General features: G+C 32.4%; 16 protein-coding genes. 7 read left to right on the forward strand and 9 right to left on the reverse strand.

Going from position 1 to position 26,979, the window contains the following annotated elements; all coding sequences use genetic code 11:
• Positions 1 to 1,045: 1,045 nt before the first annotated feature.
• On the reverse strand, positions 1,046 to 1,798 hold the full coding sequence (gene ccmC, locus WOO_RS02725) for a heme ABC transporter permease CcmC (RefSeq protein ID WP_014869150.1): 753 nt from the start codon (positions 1,796 to 1,798) through the stop codon (positions 1,046 to 1,048).
• A 157-nt stretch (positions 1,799 to 1,955) separates the two neighbouring features.
• On the opposite strand from ccmC, the gene WOO_RS02730 reads away from it, so the two are divergent.
• From WOO_RS02730 to WOO_RS02745, 4 genes are all read left to right on the forward strand, one after another.
• Complete coding sequence (locus WOO_RS02730; protein ID WP_014869151.1) at positions 1,956 to 2,789, forward strand: pyruvate, water dikinase regulatory protein; 834 nt, start codon at positions 1,956 to 1,958, stop codon at positions 2,787 to 2,789.
• 62 nt (positions 2,790 to 2,851) lie between these two features.
• Positions 2,852 to 2,980, forward strand: a complete 129-nt coding sequence (locus WOO_RS02735; protein ID WP_025264104.1) for a ribosomal protein bL36 — start codon at positions 2,852 to 2,854, stop codon at positions 2,978 to 2,980.
• A 573-nt stretch (positions 2,981 to 3,553) separates the two neighbouring features.
• Positions 3,554 to 4,204 (forward strand): protocatechuate 3,4-dioxygenase, encoded by a 651-nt coding sequence (locus WOO_RS02740; RefSeq protein WP_044135425.1) that lies wholly within the window; start codon positions 3,554 to 3,556, stop codon positions 4,202 to 4,204.
• Positions 4,205 to 4,263: 59 nt separating this feature from the next.
• Positions 4,264 to 5,727: a leucyl aminopeptidase gene (locus tag WOO_RS02745; RefSeq protein WP_014869153.1), complete on the forward strand. Its 1,464-nt coding sequence runs from the start codon at positions 4,264 to 4,266 to the stop codon at positions 5,725 to 5,727.
• Between the two features lie 170 nt (positions 5,728 to 5,897).
• On the opposite strand, the gene rho is transcribed toward WOO_RS02745, so the two are convergent.
• Together rho and WOO_RS02755 are read right to left on the reverse strand one after the other, a co-directional pair.
• Positions 5,898 to 7,313, reverse strand: a complete 1,416-nt coding sequence (gene rho / locus WOO_RS02750; protein WP_014869154.1) for a transcription termination factor Rho — start codon at positions 7,311 to 7,313, stop codon at positions 5,898 to 5,900.
• A gap of 200 nt (positions 7,314 to 7,513) precedes the next feature.
• Positions 7,514 to 8,137 (reverse strand): cell cycle transcriptional regulator TrcR, encoded by a 624-nt coding sequence (locus WOO_RS02755; protein WP_014869155.1) that lies wholly within the window; start codon positions 8,135 to 8,137, stop codon positions 7,514 to 7,516.
• 319 nt (positions 8,138 to 8,456) lie between these two features.
• Between WOO_RS02755 and WOO_RS02760 the strand changes: the two genes are divergently transcribed.
• Positions 8,457 to 10,265, forward strand: a complete 1,809-nt coding sequence (locus WOO_RS02760) for a peptidylprolyl isomerase (RefSeq protein WP_014869156.1) — start codon at positions 8,457 to 8,459, stop codon at positions 10,263 to 10,265.
• A gap of 575 nt (positions 10,266 to 10,840) precedes the next feature.
• Here WOO_RS02760 and ubiA read toward each other — a convergent pair.
• The 6 genes from ubiA to acnA form a co-directional block, all read right to left on the reverse strand.
• On the reverse strand, positions 10,841 to 11,698 hold the full coding sequence (gene ubiA, locus WOO_RS02765) for a 4-hydroxybenzoate octaprenyltransferase (RefSeq protein ID WP_014869157.1): 858 nt from the start codon (positions 11,696 to 11,698) through the stop codon (positions 10,841 to 10,843).
• A 3-nt stretch (positions 11,699 to 11,701) separates the two neighbouring features.
• Complete coding sequence (locus WOO_RS02770) at positions 11,702 to 12,049, reverse strand: ribosome-binding factor A (protein ID WP_014869158.1); 348 nt, start codon at positions 12,047 to 12,049, stop codon at positions 11,702 to 11,704.
• Positions 12,050 to 12,058: 9 nt separating this feature from the next.
• Positions 12,059 to 14,377: a translation initiation factor IF-2 gene (gene infB / locus WOO_RS02775; RefSeq protein WP_014869159.1), complete on the reverse strand. Its 2,319-nt coding sequence runs from the start codon at positions 14,375 to 14,377 to the stop codon at positions 12,059 to 12,061.
• Positions 14,378 to 14,386: 9 nt separating this feature from the next.
• Positions 14,387 to 15,949, reverse strand: a complete 1,563-nt coding sequence (gene nusA, locus WOO_RS02780; protein ID WP_014869160.1) for a transcription termination factor NusA — start codon at positions 15,947 to 15,949, stop codon at positions 14,387 to 14,389.
• Between the two features lie 1,023 nt (positions 15,950 to 16,972).
• Positions 16,973 to 20,113 (reverse strand): bifunctional proline dehydrogenase/L-glutamate gamma-semialdehyde dehydrogenase PutA, encoded by a 3,141-nt coding sequence (gene putA / locus WOO_RS02785; protein ID WP_014869161.1) that lies wholly within the window; start codon positions 20,111 to 20,113, stop codon positions 16,973 to 16,975.
• A gap of 111 nt (positions 20,114 to 20,224) precedes the next feature.
• Positions 20,225 to 22,849 (reverse strand): aconitate hydratase AcnA, encoded by a 2,625-nt coding sequence (gene acnA / locus WOO_RS02790; protein ID WP_014869162.1) that lies wholly within the window; start codon positions 22,847 to 22,849, stop codon positions 20,225 to 20,227.
• Positions 22,850 to 23,726: 877 nt separating this feature from the next.
• On the opposite strand from acnA, the gene WOO_RS02795 reads away from it, so the two are divergent.
• On the forward strand, positions 23,727 to 24,974 hold the full coding sequence (locus WOO_RS02795; protein WP_044135426.1) for an IscS subfamily cysteine desulfurase: 1,248 nt from the start codon (positions 23,727 to 23,729) through the stop codon (positions 24,972 to 24,974).
• Positions 24,975 to 25,972: 998 nt separating this feature from the next.
• Entirely contained in the window at positions 25,973 to 26,977 is a 1,005-nt protein-coding gene (gene hemB / locus WOO_RS02800) for a porphobilinogen synthase (RefSeq protein ID WP_014869164.1), read from the forward strand.
• The last annotated feature ends 2 nt before the right edge of the window (positions 26,978 to 26,979 follow it).

Genomic DNA, 26,979 nt, shown 5'->3' on the forward strand with positions numbered 1-26,979 from the left:
GAGGGAAAATTTTGTTTAGGTTGCCGTTCTCTATGGAAAAATCTATATAGCATTACTAATACTATAAGTGCTATATTATTATGCATTACAATATGCTCTCTGAAAATATACATGCTGTTCCATCAACATAACCTGAACGTTTAAGATCACATTCATATCAAAGTTTTTCATGGAGATCTCTCTCTATCTAAAAATCTATGGTTGTAAAAGTTACTATTTTACAGTGTATTTCTCAATCCTAATCAGCAGCCTGCGATAATTTGTTTAGTGTCACTATGAACAAAAAAAGTGAAAGGTTATACGCACTTTTATTAGCTCTTTTTATTAATTGTTTAAGCAAGAATCCAATATCTCTATTATTTGTGGATTAGGGTGTTCAATTTTTACCTTTAATTCCTCTATTCAAAGCATCAAAGCACTTTAATTAAACAAACGTATGAAATCTTCTAGGGTTTATAAACTCGATATAATAAATCCACTTGGGACAGAGAGAGCTGCATGCCTTATATATCACAACTTTTTAAGTTATCCATAATAAGATGAGTTATCATTTAGCGATCATAGCAAGTTTCCTTATACCTAATGAACGATTTTTCTTGTTGGTTAAGTAATAAGCTCTATAAATTTACTGTAAAAATAATATGCCGTTATATAATATGTTTTAAGAACTTTAATAAAGTGCCTAAGTCAATTTGAATTTAACACTTGCTTTATTCTGATAAGTTAATCGTTGCTGCCTTCAAAGTTAGTTAGATTAAATACCATATAGTACATTCTTTATTTTTAATAATGAGGGGCTATGCTTCAGGCAATTTTCTGTTTAATGCTTTTGACCTAATTGATTGGCTAACTCACCATACAGAAAGCCAAACTCTTAAACTCTTTTACGACACACTCTTAAGCTTTTTCTGTGTGACAATCACCATATAAATAATGTGAAAAACATTGATGCTAAATCTATGTTAATTACTATAAGATCCTGGTCTGTTTTACACTAAGACCCATAGCTTTAGGTAGATACCTTAAGCAATTAAAATTGTTTGATCTAACTTCCTCCAACATATTCTTTTATATACTTACAAGTTATCTGGTACTGCATATTAATTTTTCTCTTTATTTTATACAAATTAATCAAATAGTGTGAATACAATATCCATACGACTAAAAAAAATGTTGCATAAAACATAGACATCACAACTAATGGCAACAGTAAGGAACCTTCTATTGCTATTCCACCACTTCTAAAAATGCTTGTTGGCTGATGAAGAGTAGCCCACAAGTTCACAGAAAATTTTACTACAGGAATATTTATAGTACTAAAGATGGCAAATACTGCTGCTGATTTTTCAGCTCTTTCTTCATTATCAAAAACACTCCATAGTGAAAGGTACCCAATATATAGAAAAAATAAGATTAACATTGAAGTAAGCCTTGCATCCCATACCCACCAAGTACCCCAGGTTCCTTTTCCCCAGATACTACCTGTGATTAAACATATTGCAGAAAAGACTGTTCCTGCAGGAGCAGCAGCATGTGCTAAAACACTAGCAATGCTATTATTCCATACTAAAGAGATAAAACTTAGCAATGCAACGAGTCCATATATTCCAAGAGAAAGCCATGCAGAAGGTACATGAAGGTACATAATTCGCACAATTTCTCCTTGTTTATAATCCTCTGGAGAGAAGATTAAAGCTAAAAATGCTCCAACTAAAAAACACGTGAAACACATAATCTCAAGCCAAGGTAGAGCTTTCTTAGAGAAATAAGAAAAATTTGTAGGCTTTAATAAAAACACTTGTTTCAATAATAATTATATTAAAAATTTATCAATTGGTTTAAGCTTTATCAACAAGATAGTTTTCCTCTATTTATGTAAACTAATAAATTAACGCAATTTTAGTAGCAAGTTGTTTAAATCTGTACTATTATTTAGTATAATACCTATATAAATCATGGCTCTTAAAAAGAAGCTTAATCTATATTTAGTATCAGATTCAAGTGGTGAAACTGTTATATCAGTTGCAAAATCAGCTTTAAAGCACTTTCGTTCTGTAGAAACTATTGAATATGTTTGGTCTTTTGTGAAAAAAGAAGAACAAATCGATAAAATTTTGAAAGGAGTCAATAAGAAAAATGATGAATGCCATTTCGTTATATGCACTATTACTGATGATAAACTAAGAAAATATTTAAAAGATTATTGTATAAAATTATCAATTCCTTATAGAGCAATACTGTCACATATTATTAGAGAAATTTCCTCATATCTTGAAATTGAAAAAGACGAGAAACTTGATTTACATACTGAGATAAATAACGAGTATTTTCAGCGTATTGAAGTAATAAACTACACTATTAACCATGATGATGGGCAAAATATTCAAGATATCAATAAAGCAGACATAATTTTGGTTGGAGTTTCGCGTACATCAAAATCTCCTACTAGCATATATTTAGCTTATCGAGGTTATAGGGTTGCAAATATTCCTTTTGTTAGTGAGGTGCCTTTTCATGTCGATTTAACAAAATTAGAGAATAAGCTGACAATAGGGTTAACAATAGACGTAAATAGGCTAGTAGAAATACGTAAAAATAGACTTACTTCAATCAATAACGAAGGTAATAATATATATGCTGATCCTAAAAAAGTAGAAAAGGAAATTAAAAAAGCAGAGGAACTTTTCAAACAAAATAACTGGCTAATTATTGATGTTACACAAAAGTCAATTGAAGAAGTGTCAGCAACAATCATACAGCATTTTAATAAAATGCGAGGAATTTATTAATTGACTAATTTCTTGTAGGAATCCACAATGTAAGGTAAGCTATTTTAGTTCTTGTTATAGATATGAAAGTTAAAGGCTCACTAAAATCTTATCGCAGCAGGGATAAAAACTGTAAAGTTGTGAGAAGAGGTAGTAAAGTTTACATTATAAATAAAGTAAAGCCAAGATGCAAAGCTCGCCAGGGTTCTTAAATATGCTGCTTTGAAACAAGGTGGTAATTTACAATAACCACAAGTATAATGGGACAGCTATGTATGTTCTAATGTGAATGCCTACTGTGAAATAAAGTGGCTAAATTGCAGCAGATGTATTTATTTTTTTGTTCATCTTCTTTTGTTACACGTTTTTTAGTTTATTATATGTAATAAGCACGGTAGTTATCTCTAGAAAAAAAGAAAAAGTTGCTGTGTTTAGATACAGTTTTGCTTATTTCTTCTTTTCACTATATTTCAGCATTAGTGCAATTATAGGTAAATATAGCTTATTAGTATTAATGGACTTTTTAAAAAAATACAATAAGCTTTTGCTTAAGAATATTTCTTTTAAGAAGGAAAAGTTAAGTAATGAAGTGTTCTGCTTATATAAAAAAGCTCGAGTTTGGATTCACTTGATGAACAGGTAAAAAATACTTTAGGTTATGTGATCTCTAATGTGAGCTCTAAAGATCTAATGGTTATGCTTGGTGATACGAAGTAGCAAAGAAGTTCTACCTTTAATGAAAGAAAAAAAGCCGCTATAATCTAAATAAAAACATTATAAATGAGGTGAGAGTGAAAGATATTTTATTGGTGCTTTTAATACAAAGTATGTTTGGATTGTCATTGTTTGCGGCTGATCCTATTCTGATTAATTGTATTAAAACGCCAGAAATTTATAATCTTGACCCACAGCCGAGAAACTTTAATTTTTCAAATAACTTGAGAAGGAAACCTGGTTCTCCAGTTAGTGCAACAGGAGAATTAATAAATATAGTGGGTAGAATTACTGATATAAACTGTCTACCAATACAAAATGCTGTGGTTTCTATATGGCATGCAAATTCATACGGCATGAGTCATTATGATGAAGATATAGAGGAAGATAAACTTGATCTGAATTTTGCTGAGTCAGGAAAATTTATAGTAAATAACCTTGGCTATTATAGTTTTATTACGGTAGCACCTGGTAAATCTGGCGATAGAGCTCCACATGTTAACTTTTTGGTTCAGCATCCAGATTTTCCAGAATTCACAACTCAAATGTTTTTTGCTGACTATTATTGCAATAATTATGTTGATTCTGTCCTTAGTGGTTTTATTGATAGTGGACTTGCGAACCTTTTGATAGCATCATTTGTTTATAATGACCAAGCCATTAAAACTTACACGTTTAATATTACTTTAGGTGGATATAATAGGTTTTCTGGTAAGAGATAAGACTTGTATTTTTCAGTCATTTTGGTAAATATTATTCTGGTTGTATAGAGCTATAAATAATGAAGATAATAATTTCTAGAATTCCACCTGATTTAAAAACAATAGTTACAGGTTTATTTGAAGGTAACGAAGTTGTGAATAGTAACTATAGTGTTTTGCAAGAAAAGTGGATTATAGACAATATAAAACAATTTAGTGACTTCAATGGAGACTTTGGTGAGTTTTTCTCCGTTACTTCATTAGAGGGGAAAAATATCATAATTATTGGGCTTGGTAAGAGGAGTGAATGGGATGAAAATAAAGAATTAAATATTGGTGGCAAGATATATTGTGAATTAAGCAAATTAAGAATTAAGCAAGCGGTGATTTCAATTGAAGGTAATGCAGCAAATATCGCATACGGTGCACTTTTACGTAGCTTTAAGTTTGATAAGTATAGAACTAAAAAGGATGAAAAAATTACAGAAGTAGAAAAGATCATAGTGTTAGTAAAAAATGAGCGATTAAGTAGTGCTGAAAAAACGTTTGAATGTTTAAGACAAGAAGGTAGAGGTATATTTCTTGCGCGTTCTTTTATCACTGAGCCACCTAACGTTTTATATCCAGAGTTTTATGCTGACCGTATAAAAGCCGAACTTACTAAGCTTGGCCTTGAGGTTGAAGTACTTGGTAAAAAGCAGATAGAAGAGAAAAAAATGAAAGCATTGCTTGGAGTAGCACAAGGAAGTAGTAAAGAGCCAAAATTAGTAGTGATAAAATGGAATGGAGCTTTAGAACAAAAACCGATAGCTTTCGTGGGTAAAGGTATAACGTTTGATACTGGTGGAATATCACTTAAATCTTCACGCGGTATGGAGTCAATGAAATATGATATGGCAGGTTCTGCTGCTGTAGTTGGGGTAATGTGTGCTCTAGCAGGGCGAAAAGCAAAAGTAAATGCAATTGGTGTAGTTGCACTTGCAGAGAATTCAATAGGTGGTAATGCCCAAAGACCAAGTGATATAGTTACCTCAATGTCTGGTCAGACAATAGAAGTGTTAAATACTGATGCAGAAGGAAGGCTCATGCTTGCGGATGCTTTATGGTATACGCAAGACAGGTTTTCGCCAAAGTTTATGATTGACATTGCAACTTTGACTGGTGCTATAGTAGTCGCACTTGGGAATAACGAGTATGCTGGTCTTTTTTCCAATAATGATGAATTAGCAAATTATCTTATTAATGCAGGAAATGAAGTAAATGAGAAACTATGGCGTTTTCCTATGAACGAGACTTATAATAAAATTATTGATTCACCGATTGCTGATATGCAAAACATAGCCCCTGTAGGTTCTGGTGGGGATAGCATAATAGCTGCGCAGTTTTTACAGCGTTTTGTGAACGAAACTTGTTGGGCACATCTAGACATTGCAGGAACTGCTTGGCATGAAAAAGGCACTGACATTTCTCCAAGAGGAGCAGTAGGTTTTGGTGTAAGGTTGCTCAATAAATTGGTTGAGAAGTACTACGAAATGAGTAATTGACACTTTGGGTACTGGAAATTTAGGAAGACTAAATTTCCAGTATGATTTTTTTCATTGGTATCGTTTTTTAGTGAAGTGGCAAAATAAAGTAGATAAGGTGACCTAAAAAGCTACTTATATAATAGCCTATCATATACCAATTTTTTAGAATTTCTATTGCTAATCTATGACTAATTATTCATGGAGTTAAAAAAATCAGCATTACTTTTTGTTAAAAGTAGTTTGTCACGCAAGAACTCCATTGCTTCAACTGATCCCATAGGATTAAGTATCCTACGCAGCACCCATATTTTATTTAATATAGCTTTATCAATTAATAGCTCTTCCTTCCTAGTTCCAGATTTTGTAATATCGATAGCTGGGAATATTCTCTTATCTGCAAGTTTTCTATCGAGTATAATTTCAGCGTTACCTGTACCTTTAAACTCTTCGAAAATAACTTCATCCATTTTTGAGCCAGTTTCTATAAGAGCGGTAGCAATGATCGTTAAAGAACCGCCATTTTCAATATTGCGAGCTGCTCCAAAAAAGCGCTTCGGCCTTTGCAGCGCGTTTGAGTCTACACCACCAGTAAGAACCTTACCGGATGAAGGAATAACTGCATTATAGGCTCGTGCAAGGCGAGTTATGGAATCAAGCAAAATTACAACATTCTTTTTATGTTCAACCATTCTTTTGGCTTTTTCTATTACTATTTCAGCGAGTTGTACATGCCGGTAGGCAGGTTCATCAAATGTGGAGCTCACTACCTCACCTTTTACAGAGCGTATCATATCTGTCACTTCCTCAGGTCTTTCATCTATAAGTAACACTATCAATTCTATCTCAGGATGATTTGTAGCTATAGAATGAGCCATTTGCTGAAGCAATATTGTTTTTCCTGTACGAGGTGGAGCAACTATTAACGCCCTTTGTCCTTTTCCAAGGGGTGCAACTATGTCAACAGCACGCATATTTATATTTTTTTTATTATCTTCACTAATGTTGTTTTCAAGAATTAAACTCTCTTCAGGGTAAAGGGGAAGCAAATTATCAAAATGGACATACTTTCTTAGTTCATTTATCTCAGTAGAGTTTATGCTTTGAACCTTAGTTAAAGTAAAATATCTTTCTTTATCTCCAGGTGGCCTTATTTCTCCGCATACCATATCTCCAGTACGCAAGTTGAACTTTTTTATTTGTCCATTAGAAATATAAATATCATCAGTACTTGTAGCATAATTTGCACTTGCTGAGCGCAAAAAGCCGAAACCATCAGGTAATATTTCTACTACCCCGCTTCCTGTAGTAACTCCTCCTTCTTCGCTCATTTTTTTCATTAAACTGAATATCATCTCTTGCTTCAGCATTCTGCCATTACTTTTACCATTAGTTGAGATTTTTCTTTCTTCAGCTAGACCCAATAGTTCTTCTGCTGTTTTTTTTCTTAATTCACTCAAATCTAGCGTTTTTCTGTTTTCTTTTACACCTCCGTTTGTTGTTTGCTTTGCCATATCATTGTTAGGAATTTGTTCACTTTTTTTTACTGGTTCTGGTTTAGCTGCAACCTTTTCCTTTGCTAAAACATCTTCATTGATTGTTACCATATACCATAGTCCTCCAAAAATTTTAATTGATGCTTACTAACTTAAAATGCGATACAAGATAATAAAATTAAGCTTAGTTAGCTTTTAGGAAGTACCAAACTTAATTGCCATTAAGTTAAATACTTTAGCTAGTTATACTAATATACATTAACAAGTCAAGTTAATTTGATGTTAACAAGGTATAAAAATAAATAAGCAATTTAAAGAGTGCTTCGATAATTTTCTTTTATATTCTTTAACCTTTCTCTTCTCTCTTCTTTTACTTTCGCTTTTTCTATTTCTGTCTCTAAATCTTCTTGGCTACATAAGCCAAGCAGCACAGGATCTTGAGGTTTTATATTTTGCATATTATAGTGGGATCCATTTTTTATCTGCTCTACTGTATGATTTGTTGTACTGATTAATTTAGCTATGACATTATTATCCAAAATAGGAAATTTTCTTATTAAGTAATAAATTGCATCAGGTTTATCTTTACGTCTCACTACAGAGTTAAGCCTAAAAATGTTACCGATTGGTTTATTCCTCCTTTTTTTAAAGGTTTTTGTAACCAAGTTTGGAATACGATCCAGATTTTTTTTGCAGTCATCAATTTCTTTTTCAGTTATTATTCCAGAGATAATAGGATTAAATCTTTCAGCATCTATTTTTTCATCAGCTATATCTTGCACTTCTTCAAGAGTTAACTCACAACATTGAGCTATCTGGCTAAAAGTTAAAGCAGTGTTATCCACTAACCAAGCAGCAATTTGCATAAGAAGCTGTTTACTTTTATTATTATTTCTTTTAGAAAGTTCTGATGACATCAGGAAAACATCTACCATTTAAAATATTCTTTGCTGTTATATAGAGCTAAAATATAAGCTATTAAAATTAAAAAAGCATTAATTTTACCACTTAATAATTTCTTAATTTACAATCCTTTGATTTGATCAAGTAAGTAACTAGGTCTCTTTTAAGAGACCTGAAGGAATATTAACTCTCTTTGGATGCAATTGCTTGACTTAAATGTATATTTCAATTCGAGAAAAATTGAATTTTTAAGCTTAATATATTATAATATTATATATCATAACTAATGAATTAGTAAATTTACAAGAACTAAATTCCTGTTATAATTAACACTAATTAACTTTTGTGTTTATGAGTGTTAAAAATTTTTTCACTAAAGTAACCATTGTCACTTTGGCCTTTTTATTAATCTTCATGGGGGTTGGTAGTTTTCTATTAGATAATAGTGAGAAAAAGGAAATAGCGAGAGTTGGAAAAGAAGTTATAACATTAGATGAGTATAAGTTGTTATATAAAAATTATGGAAATAAAACTCCTGGGTCTGATATTAGTATAGAACAAACGAAAAGACTGAAATACGATTTACTTAATGCTCTTATAGAGCAAAAACTATTATTCAACCTAACTAATGATCTGGGATTGGTAGTTGGAGAAGAATCTGTAAAAGACCATATTAGAAACATCAAGTACCTTCAAAACAATAAAGGGGAATTTGATAGAGAGAAATTTTATGAAATGCTAAATGATTTGCATATGATAGAGGAAGATTATATAGCAAAGCTGAAAAAAATTCTACCTGCAATGATGTTCATGACCTCATTATTTAAAGGTGGTTATCCAATAACTTTTGGTGAGAAAATTGATGAACAGATATATAAAAGTCGCTATCAAACCAGGATAGTCGATGTTATTAAGATAACTAAAGATGCAGTTACAGATATTCCAAAGCCAAATGATGAAACTTTATTTAACTTGTATGAAGAAAATAAGTCCTACTTTTATTATCCTGAACGTCGAACTGCACAATATATTTCTTTAGGTCAAAAATATTTTGAAGATCAGGTTCACATTTCAGATGAAGAGGTTAACAGTATAATAGAACAACAAGAGCTTAAAGATCAAAGAGATATATTTAATCTAGTATTTCATAATGAGGAAGAGGTCAAAGTAGTAAAAAAGGCACTTGATGATGGCAAAGTAAGCTTTGAACAGATAGTAGAAAAGTTTGGTAAAATAAAACTTGAGGAAATTAGAATAAATAATGTAACTAAGGATTTTCTACCAGAAGATATGAGAGAAAAGGTATTTGCTCTTAAAGCAGGTGAAGTAAGCGAAGTTTTAGTGAGCAATTTTGGCTGGCATATAATAAAGGTGGACAATGTGCATCAAATCTCTGATGAAAACTTGGCTGATTTAAAGAGGGACATAAAATTAATTTTAATCAACCAAAAGTCTTTTGAAAAAGTTAATGATTTTATAAATCAAGTAAATTATAAGATATATAATGGTGCGACGATTGAAGAGATTTCTAGTGAGTACAATTTGCCTATTCAAACTATCGGTCCAGTAGATGCTAGTGGAGAAGATCAAAGCGTAAATAATGAGAGAAATTCTAATGATTTGATTTCCTTTATTTTTTCACGGAAAAAAGATCAAAAAGGTTATTTTAAGAGTATTGGAGATACTGTTGTTAGTGTAAAGATCATCGATATTATTCCATCTAAGATGCAAAGTTTTGAAGAAGGTAAGGCATCAGTGATAGATCTTTGGCGTAATGAGTTTATAAAAGAACAAATGTTTAAAATTGGACAAAGAATTATAACTCAATTAAAAGAGAAAGTAGATTTTGAGAAAACTGAAGGTGTAGAACTAATTAAAGACCAGCAGGTACAACGCAATGATGTTGGGCAACAGAATTATCCTTCTTCTTTTATAGAAGAGATTTTTGATATGAAAACAACTAATTCAGTAACAGATCCTATTCAATATGATAATGATATTATAATAGGTCTTTTAAAAGAAATATATTCATCAAATGGCAAATTAAATACGTTTGATACTGGAAGAAGAGTGATGATATCACTAAAAGAGCAATTAATGAGTTATCTGAAGTCAAAATATAAAGTAGAGGTTAACCATGCTATACTTGATGACATATAATTAAAAACCTGTTTTACCTAAAGTGCACGATGTCATTTTAGTGCCTACTACTCGAATAATAAAAAAGAAGCGCTGGAATAACAGGAAGAAATGAAAAAACAGGTTTTATAGTGATAGTTTAACCTATAGCCCTATAGGGCATAGGGCAAAGGCAAAAAACCTCATCTGCTTTAACTTTTTACTCTTGCTGATGTTTATATTTTAAGTATGATTTTGCTGAATGCAGAAAGGATTTAAAAAACATGTAGTTACTATACTTCATGCAGTCTATAAAAAAATATTTTAAATTTATGCTCAATTTACTATTGAGTTTGAGAAGATTAAAAATAGGTTCTGAGTTAGAAATAACCTAGTTGTCAAAACATGAGATTGGTAAAATTTGTTGAGTAGCTTTATATATTATTTTTAATATAGAGAATATACGGTTTTGTAGCCTAAGATATATAAAATTTCTTCAAGCGCTAAAAACAGAACCTTAATACTGCCTTACACACTGCTTTTGGAAATCTTTTCTAAGAGGCTAGAGCTATAAAAAAAGTACTTAGTATCTGTGCAGGAGCTTTTTTCAGGTATATTCAGTTTATCACTCTGTCTAAAAGAATGCTGGAAAAAAGCAGTAGCCCCACGTAAGAATTGTTTTTGAATATGGACATACATTGACTAGGGTTATCAAGATTAAGATTTTTATATTGGTAGTAAAACATGAATCCTATAGCAAGTAGAGCAATATAAAAAATGTTATTTAATGATGATAAGATACCAGCACATAGCCACATCATAAGAGAAATTAGATAAAACTTTTTTAACCAGCATTTTGTTGCATTACCAAAATGCAATGCAGTTGACTTTATTCCTAATTTTTCATCATCTCTCTTATCTTGATGAGCATATATAGTGTCGTAGCTCAGCGTCCAAAAGATGCATCCTGTATAAAAGAGTACAGGTTCTATACTGATCTTGTTTTTTACTACCGTCCAACCCATGAGTGATCCCATATTAAAAGTAAATCCTAGAAACAACTGTGGCCACCAAACATGACGTTTTAATAAGGGATAAATAATTATCATACATATAGAGATTATTCCCAACATAAGCGTAGTTTTATTGGTGAGTAATAGGATTACCAGTGCAATAGATAATAACAGGGAAAGTAAAGCCAAGGCTTGCTTTACGTTTAATGCATCGCTTGCAAGTGGTCTATGCTTTGTTCGCTCAACATGTATATCTATTTCTTTATCAAGAATGTCATTGATTACGCAACCTGCAGACCTCATTAAAAATGAGCCTATAGTGAACAAGATAAAGAGGAAAAAAGTCTGCCATGATATAGAAGTTGAGGCTAGAGTAATACCACTTAAACTCGGAAATAATATAAGCCATAAACCTGTTAAACTATGCAACCTAATCAATAAAAAGTAGTGATTGAAATGCATCAATTAAGTGTGATTACTTAGTATTTTGTTTACATTAATAAAATTATCGAATGCTAAGTCAGGTTTAAAAACTAACTTAGGTACAAACCGTAAATTAACATAACACAATATAGATTTGTGTATTAACCATGCAGATTGGTTAACTTCATTAATAATAGTATTAGTACTGTAATTTTTTTCGTTTAATGAAGATGACACGATATATACATCCGCTTTTTTAAAATCTTTACTTAATTTTACGTAAGATACTATTATACCCTTATTACTGTACACTTTACCTTTCATTAAGATTCTAGATATTGCTCTATGCAATACAGATGCTATTTTCAGTCTTCTAATTTCTTTTTTCATACTTGACTACTATAATATCCTTTCTTCCTGAACTAATTGATAAACTTCTAGAATATCTCCAACTTTAACATCGACATTACCATCAAGAGACATTCCACACTCAAAATCTGTAACTACTTCTTTAACATCATCTTTAAATCTACGTAAAGCTTTTAACTTTCCTTTGCATATTAATTTACTGTTGCGCATTACCTTAATTAAAGAATCCTTTTTTGCGACTCCATCACTTATATAACATCCAATGATATTGCTAGCTTTAGATGTACTAAATATCTGCCTCACAGATGCAGAGCCAATACGTACTTCTCGTGTTATAGGCTTCAATATTTTAGTTAAGTACATTTTCATATCATCAATAAGTTCGTATATTATATTATAAGTGTGTATCTCTACACCTTTTTGTTTTGCCATATCTCTTATTTTTGAATCTGTTTTAACGTTAAACGCTAAAATTATTGCATTTGATGCTTCTGCAAGCAGTACATCTGAATCTGTTATTCCCCCTACTGCTTTGTGTAGGATATTTAATTTTACTTGATTTTTACTGAGTTTATTAATTGAATTTAATATTGCTTCAATAGAACCAGTAACATCGCACTTTAAAAGTAAAGATATCTCTTCTATCTTGCTATCGCCATGATTAAATATATTTGGATTATTATCGTTTGAATTTCCTTTCTTTTTTCTGACTAGATCTAATCTGTACTCAATAATTTCACGGGTCTGCTTTTCAGAACTTACAACGACAAACTTATCTCCAGCGTTTGGTATACCGTTTAGACCGGTAATTTCAACTGCAGTGGAAGGTAGAGCTATATTTTCTCTTTCTCCAAAATGATTGACCATATTGCGTACTTTGCCATATGTTGTGCCTAGTACTAATATATCACCAACCTTTAGCGTTCCTTCTTCAACTATTAATGTTGCTGATATTCCTTTAGCTTTATCAATTTTAGATTCTATCACCCACCCAAGTGCTCGACAATCTTCTATTGCTTCAAGTTTCATTAACTCAGCAACTAACAAGATTGCTTCTTCTAACTTATCTAAGTTAATTCTCTTTTTTGCTGATATCGGTACAACTATAACGTCACCACCAAGTTCCTCAGGGATGAGGCCATACCTAGGTAAACTACTAATTATCCTCTCTACATCTCCAGGCTGTGACCTATCAATTTTGTTAATAGCAACTATGATAGAAACATTTGCAGACTTTGCATGATTTATAGCTTCAATTGTTTGTTTCATCACCCCATCATCGGCTGCAATCACTATTACGACTATGTCGGTAATGTTGGCACCACATGCACGCATTGCAGTGAACGCTTCATGCCCTGGTGTATCAATAAAAGTAATTTTCTGTTTATTTTTTGTAACTATCTGATAAGCACCTATATGTTGAGTTATTCCACCTGATTCTTTTTCTGCGATATTAGAGTCACGAAATGCATCAAGCAATGAGGTTTTACCATGATCAACATGTCCCATAAATGTAACGACCGGTGGCTTGGGTTTTTTAGGTAAGCTTTTCTTATTTTCTACAAATAATAAATCCCTTTCCTTGTCAACATTACTTACTCGTTTAGCTACATGATTGAATTTCTCTACTATTTTACATGCTATATCTGGATTCACGAAATCATCCACTTTGCAAGACTCACCTATTTCTTCTTCTAACATTTTTAGCACACCTTTGCTCTCCTCTGCCATACGAATAGATAACTCTTTAATTGTAATCTTATCTGGTATAATAACTTCCCTTGATATATTCTTACCTTTGATAAACTTTGACCTTTTATTTCTTATGCCAAACCTTTGTTTGAACACTAAAGTTTGTTCAACTTTATCGTCTATTGACTGTGCAATTATTAGCTTAGAATATTTAGAATATACATCTTTATTAGTCTTTAAGGACTTTTTATTAACGAATTCGTCATCAATTCTCTCTTCCATCAGCTTAACTAAGCTAACACCACTTGAGCCTTTTTCTTTATTCTCTTTAAGTAAAGAGCATGAAATGCTATCTTCATCAATTTTCCTATTATTATCTTCTTTCGTAATTACTTCCTTTTCTTTCTTTAGGTTTTTCTCTTTTAGCAAAACAGCATTTTGTACGGCATTAATACGAAAAATCTGCTCTTTTTCTGTTAAGGAGCCTAGTTTACTCTCGCTTTGCCCTTCTGGCTCACGGATTTTTCTTCTTCTTTTTTTTACTATTGTAGCCCCTATATTTGGACTTACTGGATAACTTAAATCAAGACCAAATTTAAGCTTGTTAAAGCCTTGAAGTGTTAGTTTCTTACTACTGATACCTTCTTCATTATTCATATCATTTTGTTATATTACACCTAGCTTCTTGCGTGCTTCCATGATTATTAAGTCTGCTGTATCTTTCAAATCTTTTTTACTGTTTTCTGAATTAGAAAGTATACTGCAAAACTCATAACTCGATAAATCTGCTATACTATCTAATGTTTTAATACCATGTTTGCTGAGAGCAATTTTACCATCTATTGATAAAGGTAGGTTGATTACATCATCTTCCATACCTGAAGCTTTTAGCTCTTCTATTCTTTTATCATTTTTTACCTTTAGGTACTTGGCTGCTCTGCTACGTAGTTCATTTGCAATATCCTCATTAAAGCCTTCTATTGAAGCAAGTTCTTTAATTGAAGCATCGGATATATCTTCTACGCTTGAAAAGCCTTCTGTAACTAACAATTGACCCATGATCTCTTCTAAATTTAAAGCTTCAGCAAACAGAGCTGAACATTGATTAAGCTCTTTACTCCGCCTTTCTGACTCTTGCTGAGTACTCAGTATTTCAATCTTCCATCCAACAAGCTCTGAGGCTAATCTTACATTTTGACCTTTTTTTCCTATAGCTAAGCTCAACTGATCTTCATGAACTATTAACTCTACGCAATTTTCATTTTCATCAATAATAACCTTTGATACTTCTGCAGGAGTAATTGCTTTAATAACAAACTGGCCCAGGTCTGAAGAGTAGTGTATGACATCAATCTTTTCTCCATTTAATTCATGTATTATAGTTTTTATCCTTTCTCCCTTAACTCCGACACAAGCACCTACTGGATCAATATTTTTATCAGGAGAAAAAACAGCAACTTTAGATCTTGAACCAGCATCTCTAGCTATGCCTTTAATTATCACTAACCCATCAGCAATTTCCGGTATTTCTTGATTTAGCAATGCCTCTAAAAAACCTTCATGGGCTCTAGAAAGAATAATTTGACGTCCGTCATCAGAACGCTTAACAGTTTGTATATAAGCTTTAACCTTATCACCTTCGCGAAATGATTCACCACCAATTAAATTTCGAAATGGAAGGTATGCCCTCGTACCATTTATATCTATAATCAAGTCTGAATATTCTACTTGCTTAACAACACCATATCTTATCTCTCCTACTTTATCCCTAAATTCTCCATATTCTTTCTTTAATTCTTCATATTTAATTACTTGAGCAATTCTTTGTTGGGCAATTCTTGCTGAAGCAAGATCAGTATTAAGAGAGAGCAATTCATTAATGGTATCTCCAACTTTTGCATCTTCCTTTATTAACTTAGCCTGCGTAAGAGTAATTGATTCATATCCAGAATTTCCCTCTATATTTGGCTTATCATCAATGACCTTTAATTCTCTGTATGAAATAACCTTTCCTGTGTTTCTATCTATATTAACTACAATTTTATTCTTACTACCGTATTTTTGATAAGCAACTGCTTCTATTGCACTTTCTAATGCCTTTATTATCACTTCAAAATCTAGACCTTTCTGAAGTGAAAGTTCCGCTGCTGTTTTTATTATATCAATGCTCCCAACTAAGTCACCTTTGTCACTTTTCTGTTTAGTACTACTCTTACGATTAGCAATCATACAAATAAATCCTATACAATCAGTTATAACTATATCTTTAATGGAAAGAAACGCTATTTCTAATAGTAAATAATTACTAATTTAAGTCAAGTTTTTTCATATCTTTATATTACAAGCAATGCAAGAATAAAAATAAGGTTAAAACTGCTTGCAGTTAATATTCCGCATGCCATAATCATTTAGAATGTCAACTTTATTACCGCTTGATGGCGTGTCATATATAATTTGTAATGAAAAAAAATTAATATTTAGCTTAGTAACTATTACTATCACAAAGCATTAAGTAATAGTATATTATGTTTCACCACTATAATTTTTCCAACTAAAGCAATTCTCCTACCACACATATAACAATTATAAGAACTTTATTAACAAGGAAGAAAATAAAAAACTTACATGTATAGATAAAAATATTGCTGTCATTACAATAAATGTATGATGTACACTATTAAAATATATCAATGATACTAATGTTATTAATATAGTTCTTAATATAGGAAAAGTCTCTAACAAAAAAACTGACGAATCTTTGCTAATTTCTTTTATTAACTTCAAAATTAACCTTTAGCTACTAGAACCTGTAATCCTTTGCCTCTTTTATGAAACCTAAGTTCACTCTTTATTGAAAGAGCTGATAGCTTTTCACTATCTTCAACGAAAATTCTAAAAAGTTCAATAAACACACTTAACTATAGGAATTTGTATGTCATGGTTGCTTTCATCTGATGCCTTTTATAGATAATATATGAACTAAAAATAAAATCACTATTGTCATATTTTTTCTACAAGCAAGCTTTTCATATTAATTCTTTATTGAATATTCATACTTTTGTGAACAGTGTATCCGAAGTGCATTATATATTAATTAACTCTTACAAAAAGATTCTACATGTTAGCTATAGTATAATATTTAAGGGTTGCTGTGAATGCAATTTTAAATATGATAAAAGGCAAAAGTAAAATAAGTTGAATCTATTTTAGCTAAAATTTTAATCTTTTAAAAACAAGAAGAATATCTGTAAATCAACCTAAACACATAAGCTTAGTATTGCCACCAAATGCTGTAGTATTGATACTTATAACCTTTTCTGTAGAAAAACGTTGCAAATAATCAGGACCACCAGCTTTTGGTCCAGTGCCGGATAATCCCCTACCGCCAAATGGTTGTACGCCAACTACTGCACCTATCTGATTGCGATTTATGTACACATTTCCAACTGATACTTTCTTACTTATTAAATTGATTTGGCTTTGTATGCGGCTCTGTAAAGAAAACGTAAGTCCATGTCCTGTGCTGTTTATATCATTTATAACCTCACTTAATTGAGACTTGTCAAAGCGTATGATATGCAAAATTGGACCGAATATTTCCTCCTTTAATTGCGAAATTTTCTGCACCTCATAAATATATGGGGGAAAGAAATAACCACTATGAGAATTTATACTTATGGGTACTTTAGATAAAAGGTTTGAATTTTTGTCCATTGACATCTTTTCTGTGTATTTAGTTAGCATGTCAACAGATGCTTTATCAATTATCGGACCAACATCAGTGCTAAGCTGCATTGGATCACCAATCTTTAATTCTTGAGCCGCATCGCATATCATCTTTATCTGTTTTTCTGCTATATCATCTTGAATAAATAGCACTCTAAGAGCAGAACAGCGTTGACCGCTACTTCGAAATGCGGAAAGTAAAACGTCTGAAGTTACTTGTTCTAGGAGAGCTGAGCTGTCGACAATCATAGCATTTAGTCCACCAGTTTCAGCGATAAGCGGTACAATAGGACCATCTCTGCTAGCAAGCATTCTATTAATTACCTGAGCAGTTTGTATTGAACCAGTAAAAGCTACACCGGAAATTCTATTATCTGGTACCAATATCTTACTTAAGTACTGACCGTCTCCTGGAATAAGATGCAGTACATTTTTAGGTATTTTAGCTTCGTGCAGTATTCTAACAGCTTCATAAGCAATAATTGGTGTTTGCTTCGCTGGCTTTGCCAGCACCACATTACCTGCTGCAAGTGCAGCTGAAACTTGTCCAATAAAGATAGAAAGTGGAAAGCTCCACGGTGATATACATAAAAAAACTCCTCTACCTTCAAAAAAAATGAAATTATCTTCACCCGTTGGACCTGATAACTTTTTCCAGTTATTCAGTTTATTTTTTGCTATCATTGCATAGTAACGTAAAAAATCAACTGCCTCTCTTACTTCTGCTACTGCATCAGGTAAAATCTTTCCTGTTTCCACAATCAGAATGTAAATCAGCTTTTTCATTCTTTCTTCAAGTAAATCTGCAGCTCTTTCAAGGTACTCAGCACGTTCTTCTGCTGAAACATTCTGCCACTTAGCAAAAGCATTATGTGCTATTTCGAGAGCGTTCAAAGCCTGATTATTTGTTGTATTAGACACTTTCCCGATTATATTTTCTAAATGTGCTGGATTAACTACTTTGGTAGACTCAGTACTGTCAAATAGTAACTCTCCGTTAATTACCGGTCCAACTTGCCATTTCTTTTTGCTAAGTTCTTTCATATCATTTGCAAGTTGTGAAATTGTAACTGAATCACTAATATCAATACCTAAGGAATTCTTTCTTTCCTTTCCAAAAATATCTTGTGGCAACGGAATGCTTGGATGAGGTTCGTACTCTAAGCTTTTAGCTTTTTCTAATGGATCTGAAATTAACTCTTCAATTTTAATATTGGAATCATTTATTTGATGAACAAATGAACTGTTAGCTCCATTTTCAAGAAGGCGTCTAATAAGGTACGGCAATAAATCACTATGTTTGCCAATTGGAGCATATACACGGCAATTAATACTTGTTGCAAGTTCTGACATTGCATAATCATACAAGCGCTTACCCATTCCATGTAAGCGCTGAAACTCAAATCCAGGGTGGTTTTTGTCAGCAAGTTCCATTATAGTAGCAAAAGTATAAGCGTTATGAGTTCCAAAGCATGGATAAAAATGACTTGCTTTGTTTAAAAGTTTCTGTGCGCAGGCAAGGTAGCACACATCTGTATAGCTTTTTCTAGTAAACACTGGATACCCAATTAATCCTAATTCCTGCGTGTGCTTAATTTCTGAGTCCCAATATGCTCCTTTCACAAGCTTTACCATAATTTTATGTTTTGATCGAATAGCAATATCTTCAATAAAATCAAGAACAGATAAAGCACGTTTTTGATATGCTTGTACAGCAAAACCAAGTCCATTCCACTGAGAAAGCGATTCATCAAGACGTAATTGCTCGAATAAGACTAATGACATCTCGAGTCTTTCTGATTCTTCTGCATCTATACACAATGAAATGTTATATTTCTTTGCTTCATGACAAAGCTTCAATACTTTAATTCTTAGTTCTTCAGCTACATTATCAAATTGGCTGAATTCATAACGTGGGTGTAATGAAGACAACTTGATCGAAATTCCATGAGATTTAAAGCAATTACTAGTATCAGTAGACACGCCTATGGTTTTTATTGAATGCATACAAGAATTAAAATATTCTTCTGCATTCTCAGCTGTGCAAACAGTTTTACCAATCATATCAAAAGAGCATAAATATCTGCTGTGATCATCTAACTTTATACTTTCTAATGCTTTTTCTATACTCTCTCCAATGATAAAGTGCTTACCAAGCATTAACATCGCTTGTTTTACTGCTTTACGGATTACTGGCTCCCCTAAATTTTTAAGTAACCTAGAAATTGCATGATAGAATTTTGGATCTTCTCTGTTTCTTTTCAGAATATTGCTTCCTATTACTAAACTCCACGTAGAAGCATTGATAAACAATGAAGAAGAACGCCCTAAGTGCTTACTCCATTCTTGATTAGCAATTTTATCTTTGATTAGTTGGTTTATTGTATAATCGTCTGGTATTCTAAGTAGTGATTCAACAATACACATTAGCGCCACTCCTTCATCATTGGAAAATGAGTACTGTTGCATAAAAGAATCTATGATACCTAGCTTGCTACCTTTAATTTTCTCGATAACTTGTTTTGCAATATTGTAAATTCTGTTTCTCGAATCAGCCGAAAGTTCTATCTTTTCTACAAGATAACGCATACAGTTTCTTTCGTCAGTACGATAAAACCCCTGCAAACGCTTTCGCAGTTCGTTAGGTTCTTGTATAGAACTGATCATAATTACCTATAAAACACCTTTACTATATAAGGCAAAATTATACCATAACTCCGCATATAATAAACCTTTATTTATATAAAAGGCTAGAACCGAATAAAGAAAGTTTAGTAATTACTCAATAACTTTGCTAAGTTGAGAAGAGTGTACAAGTATGTAGTTTAATATTCCACCACTTATTAAATACTTTAATTCAGTTGCAGTTTGCACGCAGCATTTGAGTTGAATTGATTGCTTTGAATTATCTTTTCTTTTGATAACGCATTCTAGATTTCCATTTGGCACTATTTTACCTTCTATGTCTATTATTTCACTACCGCGAAATGCTTTTCTAGTTATTCCGTTTTGAAATATAAGTGGAAGAACACCCATACCAATTAAGTTGGACCTATGTATGCGCTCGAAGCTCTCTGCAATTACAACTTTAACTCCCAGTAATGCAGTACCCTTTGCTGCCCAATCTCTACTTGAACCTGTACCATATTCTTTTCCTGCAACAACAATTAATGGGACAGCTTCTTTCTTATAGCGCATTGCCACATCAAAAATTGGCATGATTTCTTGAGAGGGAATATGCTTTGTGTATCCACCATTGATACTCACCATTTCGTTTTTTATTTTGATATTAGCAAAGGTTGCACGCATCATCACGTTGTGGTTACCACGACGAGATCCATATGAATTAAAATCTTGTGGTTCAATTTCAAGATCTTTTAAATATATGCCCGCAGGACTATTTAAGGCAATATTTCCAGCAGGAGAAATGTGATCAGTGGTTATGCTATCACCAAATATTGCTAGTATCTGCGCGTTTTTTATGTTAATTACATTGTTTTTATTGCTCTTCATTGATGAACTAATAAAATAAGGAGGATTTTGTATATAAGTGCTTTTTGTATCCCAACTATAGATTTTACTTTTTCTACATTTTACTTTTTGCCAATACTTGTTACCAGAAAAAACGTTTTTATACTTTTGTATGAACATTTCACGTGTTACAACACTTCTGACACAGTTTTCAATTTCACTGTTTGTTGGCCATAAATCTTTTAGATAAACGTTGTTTCCATCTTTATTTTTACATATAGGATCTTTTGTTAAATCAATTCGTATAGTACCTGCAAGTGCATATATAACAACAAGCATCGGAGATGCTAAGTAGTTAGCTTTAGCTAAAGGATGAATCCTTCCTTCAAAATTACGATTACCAGATAAAACTGCAGTGACAGTTAAGTTTTTGCTTTTTATATCATCTTCTATATCTTTATCAAGTGGACCGGAATTTCCAATGCAAGTCGTGCAGCCATACCCAACTAAATTAAAACCTAAAGCATTTAGATCTTCTTGTAATCCTGATTTTTCTAAGTACTCCGTTACAACTTGTGATCCTGGGGCAAGAGAAGTTTTAACCCAAGGTTTTGATTTTATTCCAAGTTTGACTGCATTACGTGCTACAAGACCAGCAGCAATCATCGTGCTTGGATTTGAGGTATTGGTGCAGCTGGTTATTGCAGCAATAACCACACTTCCGTCTTGAAGTTTATCGCTTTTCTCTAGTTTACTAACTGGAAACGATTGAGAAAAAGATTCTGAAATTTGTGGAAGAAAAACTTTATCTTGTGGTCTTTTAGGACCGGCCATTACTGGTTTTACACTTGATAAATCAAGCTCCAACATGTCAAAAAACGCTAACTCGTTACTGTTTCGCAACAATCCTTGTTCTTTTGCATAGACTTCAACTAATTTGATTAACTCCTCTGGCCTTCCAGTTAAATTTAAATAATCTAGTGTTTTTTGATCAATTGGGAAAAAGCCACAAGTTGCACCATACTCTGGAGCCATATTAGCTATGGTTGCTCTGTCTTCTATAGATAAATGATCCAACCCACTACCATAAAATTCTACAAACTTACCAACAACACTTTTTTTTCTCAAGATATTTGTAATTGTCAGTACTAGATCAGTTGCAGTTACTCCTTCTGAGAGTTTTCCAGTTAATTTAAATCCCACTACCTCTGGGATCATCATGCTAATTGGTTGATCAAGCATTACAGATTCAGCTTCTATTCCACCAACACCCCAACCAAGAATTGATAAACTATTAACCATAGTAGTGTGGCTATCTGTGCCGACTACAGTATCAGGGTACACAACCCCATTTTTGTTACACACAACTTGTGCCAAATACTCGATATTTACTTGGTGACAAATTCCTGTTCCAGGTGGCACTACTCTAAAATTTTTGAAGGATGACTCTCCCCACTTCAAAAGCTTATACCTCTCCAAATTTCTTTTTACTTCCAATTCAACATTTTTATTAAACGCAGAAATGCTTCCATAACTGTCTACTTGAACAGAATGGTCAATTACAAGATCAACAGGTACGGATAGATTTATTTTACTTGGGTCACCTCCACTTTTTTTTATATAACTACGCATTGAGGCTAAATCAACAATAGCAGGAACTCCTGTAAAATCTTGCATCAACACTCTTGCCGGTTTGTAGCTAATTTCATGATTAACGTGTTTTTCCACACAACTTGCTAGTATTTTTATGTCATCAAATCTTACATTCACTCCATCTTCGTTACGTAATAAATTCTCAAGTAAGACCTTTAGTGAGCAAGGTAGTTTAGTTAGGTCTATTCCTAAAAATTCACCAGCAGCACTGAGGCTAAAGTAGCTATACAACTTTTTGTTGATGTTTAAAACTGTTTTTGAGTTTAAAGAATTATTCATCTCGTATAGCCATTATTTAAATGAAAAGAACCACAATCTTGATATCGCTATAAAATGGTATAAATTTCTCTATATTGTAGTAAAATAAGTATGATCACCAATTTATATTATGCAGTCGGTGTTTAATAAGCTATTATTTGCTGCAAAAACTTTAGGAACAAATATCATGATTGTCAATAATAGACTGAGGTAAACCTTTCTAAAATAGGCATCATTTTATGTGAAGCTTGGTAAAGAAAAATTTTCATTAGCAGGATAGCATGGAAGTGTATTAGCTACGAAAGCTGCTTAGTGAGTTTTATTGCTTCTTTCACCATAAGGTTGGAATTATTTACTTATTTTTATAATTTTGTAGTAAATTAGTGACAAAAAACTTAATGTATTTGATGTATGTTATGTTTAATTTTTTGCATTGTGTACGTCTTATATCTTTTAAAACACTAGACTTTTGCAAGTTGAAACATACTTGTATAGTATTTTTGGACAGCAAAGACATTAAATAGATATAAATGAGAATTAGAGTACTAGTTGTTTTGTTTTAGGTCCATTCTGTTTTTTTTGCTTAGTAAGCTCCTTAATATCTATAATTTAGCTAGTTGCATTTAAAATGTAGTTAAATATAGCGCTTAGAACAAGGACGCCAATATTTTGAAGTTAATAAATAATTATCTGCCTATGATTTTTTTTGCCTTTTTTTGTCTGGTAAATTTTTTAAAAGCAATTCATCAACGAATATTTGTTCTTATAATAAATAGTTATCTTTATGGTAACAATATTTAGCAGTTAGATTTTGTATTCGAGACAAAATTATGTCTTGAAAAAGTTAAGTTTTAGTGTTATAAAGTATAGATTCCGCACTCAAATTTTTATAATAACTATGAATGTAAAGGATGAGAAAACACACAATATTGAAGTAAAGTTACCGATATTTCTTGATTACCAATCTACTACTAAAGTAGATCCTCGTGTCTTAGAGGTGATGATACCTTATTTTGGTGAATTTAGTAATGCACATTCCCGTAGTCATTCGTTCGGTTGGATTGCTGAAGAAGCAGTGGGAAAAGCAAGGAAGTATATTGCGGATCTAGTGAACGCAAATAGTAAGGAAATTGTCTTTACCTCAGGTGCAACTGAGTCAAACAATATGGCGATTAAAGGTGTTGCTCACTTTTATAAAAATAAAGGGGATCATATAATAACTGTCTGCACAGAGCATAAGTGCGTTTTGGATTCTTGTCGGCACTTGGAAAGTGAAGGCTTTAAAGTTACATATTTACCTGTTAAGCAAAATGGAATTATCGATTTATCGAAGCTAAAAAAAGCAATTACTAACAGAACAATTCTGGTTTCAGTGATGATGGTAAACAATGAAATTGGAGTAGTGCAACCTGTTAAAGAAATTGGTGCGATATGCAGAAAGCATAATATATTTTTTCACACAGATGCTGCCCAAAGCTTTGGAAAAGTGCCAATTGATGTTAATGAAATGAACATTGATCTCATGAGCCTTTCTAGCCATAAAATTTATGGACCTATGGGAATAGGTGCATTATATGTTCGTAGAAAAAATCCTCGTGTTAGGTTAACACCATTGATTAGTGGTGGTGGGCAGGAAAGAGGTATGCGTTCTGGAACAGTTCCAACTCCTCTTTCGGTCGGTTTTGGTGAAGCAGCGCGTATTGCTAAAGAAGAAATGGAAATAGAAGCAATCAAGTTGGAAGAACTAAGAGATATTTTGTATAACAAGATAAAAGAAGCATTTCCTGATGTTGTTTTAAATGGCGATTATAAAAATAGAATTCCTGGCAATTTAAACTTAAGTTTCCCCTATGTTGAAGGTGAATCTCTCATCATGGCAATCAAGGATTTAGCGGTAAGTTCTGGTTCTGCATGTACATCTGCATCTCTTGAGCCTTCTTACGTTATACGATCACTAAATAATGGTCATGACCTTGAACATTCATCAATTAGATTTGGTCTTGGCCGATTTACAACTAAAGATGAAATTTTATACGCGGCGGATCTTGTTGCTAAGAATGTTGGGCGGCTAAGAGAAATGAGCCCGCTTTGGGAAATGGTGCAAGAAGGGGTAGATTTAAGCACAGTAAAATGGGACTTTCATTAAAACTCTATTTAGCAGAATAGCAAAATAGAGAAAATAAGAAATCTAATAGTAAAAAAGGTTGATTCTTTTTTTAAGGAACGAAAGTGATAAAAGTTCAAGAAACTTGGCTTAGGATAAAAAATGAGGGGGAGGAGTAGTTTTTAAAGTATTGCTCTTAGCAGAGTAGTGAGATAGGTGTGTAAAAGCAAGTTATGGGATTCTGTAGAAATTTAGAACAAAAATGAAGGTAAATAAAGGTTTAATGACATTGGGAAGTATTAAAAATATGCTGTATAGGATTAATCTTTAAAAAAAAATCTTCAATATGAGAAAAATAAGAATATTCTCACCTACCCTATTTTTCAAAACGACATCCTAGACTTCATTAATGTTAAATTAACACAAAAAGTTGAATTCCCACAGCACCATTATAAATCCTAAAATCGCTTCTGTGATGAGCAGAGTATTGTTAATATTTTTTGCAAGGTGGTTTTCACGAAAAACAGATAAATTGTGGAGCGCAGCTCTATGGGAATAAGAGCTTTGAAGACGTGCTTAACTTTACGCTGCTAAAGCTTATTCAAGACAGTCTGGTAATCACATTGGTCAAAAAGGTTTTTCTTTAATGAATATTATTTAAAGAACTTTTTATTTGTTTTTATTGAGTTGCCTAAATTTACAAAAAGTCGAGTAGAGTAATTAAAAAGCTTGATGAAGAGGTAATTAGACAAGTTTTATTGATGAGAAGAATCAGTAACATATAAAGGTTAATGGAAGATAAGAATAGGTTAAAATAGTTGTGGCTAAAAACTTACTTAAGGCCAGTGTCTCTGTAAATATTGTTACTAAAATTACTGGCGTTCAGTAGATGAAATAAAAAAATTGCATGAAATGGGAATGTATTATTGATATAAACGGACAAATTATATACTCCTTTTTCATAAGAATAAAATTTGAAGAGAAACTATAGAAATGCTATAGATACTTACTTTTGTTAAGACAATCTTAGAGAAGGTATGATGTTTAATTTTCCGAACACACGTTTAAGGCGTAGGCGCTCAAGTAAATGGATTCGCAATTTAACGAGTGAAAGCATTTTATCAGTAAATGATTTGATTTTCCCTCTTTTTGTTCATGACAAAAAAGAAACAACTGAATCAATTCCAGGTTTACCCGGCATGAAATGTTATTCAATAGATGAATTGGTTTCTGTAGCTCAAAAAGCTGAGGATTTGGGGATCAATGCTATTGCGGTTTTTCCTGTAGTTGACAGTAAATTAAAATCTAAAAATGCTGAGGAAGCATATAATCAAGACAATTTAATCTGCAAAGCAATTTATGCTGTAAAATTAAAGGTACCTGGTATTGGTATTATTGCAGACGTTGCGCTAGATCCATATACTACTCATGGTCATGATGGCCTTTTAAAAGGGGATCTGATAGATGTGGAAAACGATGAAACTGTGTCAGTATTATGTAAGCAAGCGCTCGCTTTAGCAAAAGCAGGATGTAATATAGTGGCTCCTTCTGATATGATGGATGGTAGAATAGGAAAAATAAGAAGGACATTGGATGATAATAACTTTCAAGATGTGTTGATATTGTCTTATGCAGTAAAATACTGTTCAAGTTTCTATGCACCATTTAGACAAATTGTTGGTTCATGTATACCATCAAATTTTATCGACAAAAGTAGTTATCAAATGGACTATAGAAATGCAAAAGAGACAATTTGTGAAATTGAAATGGATATAAACGAAGGTGCAGATCTTATTATGATAAAACCAGGTATGCCATACTTAGATATAATTAAAACAGCAAGTGATAAGTTTAATTTTCCGATTTTTGCTTATCAAGTAAGTGGTGAATATGCAATGATAAAAGCTGCAACAAATAACGGCTGGCTGAATTATGATAAAGTAATTTATGAGTCTTTAGTTGGTTTTAAGCGTGCTGGTGCAAGCGCAATAATTACCTATGCAGCGCTTGATGTTGTAAAAATTTTAATGACACAAAAGACCTAATG

Origin of the sequence: Wolbachia endosymbiont of Onchocerca ochengi, from assembly GCF_000306885.1 — a bacterium.
Taxonomy (GTDB): domain Bacteria; phylum Pseudomonadota; class Alphaproteobacteria; order Rickettsiales; family Anaplasmataceae; genus Wolbachia.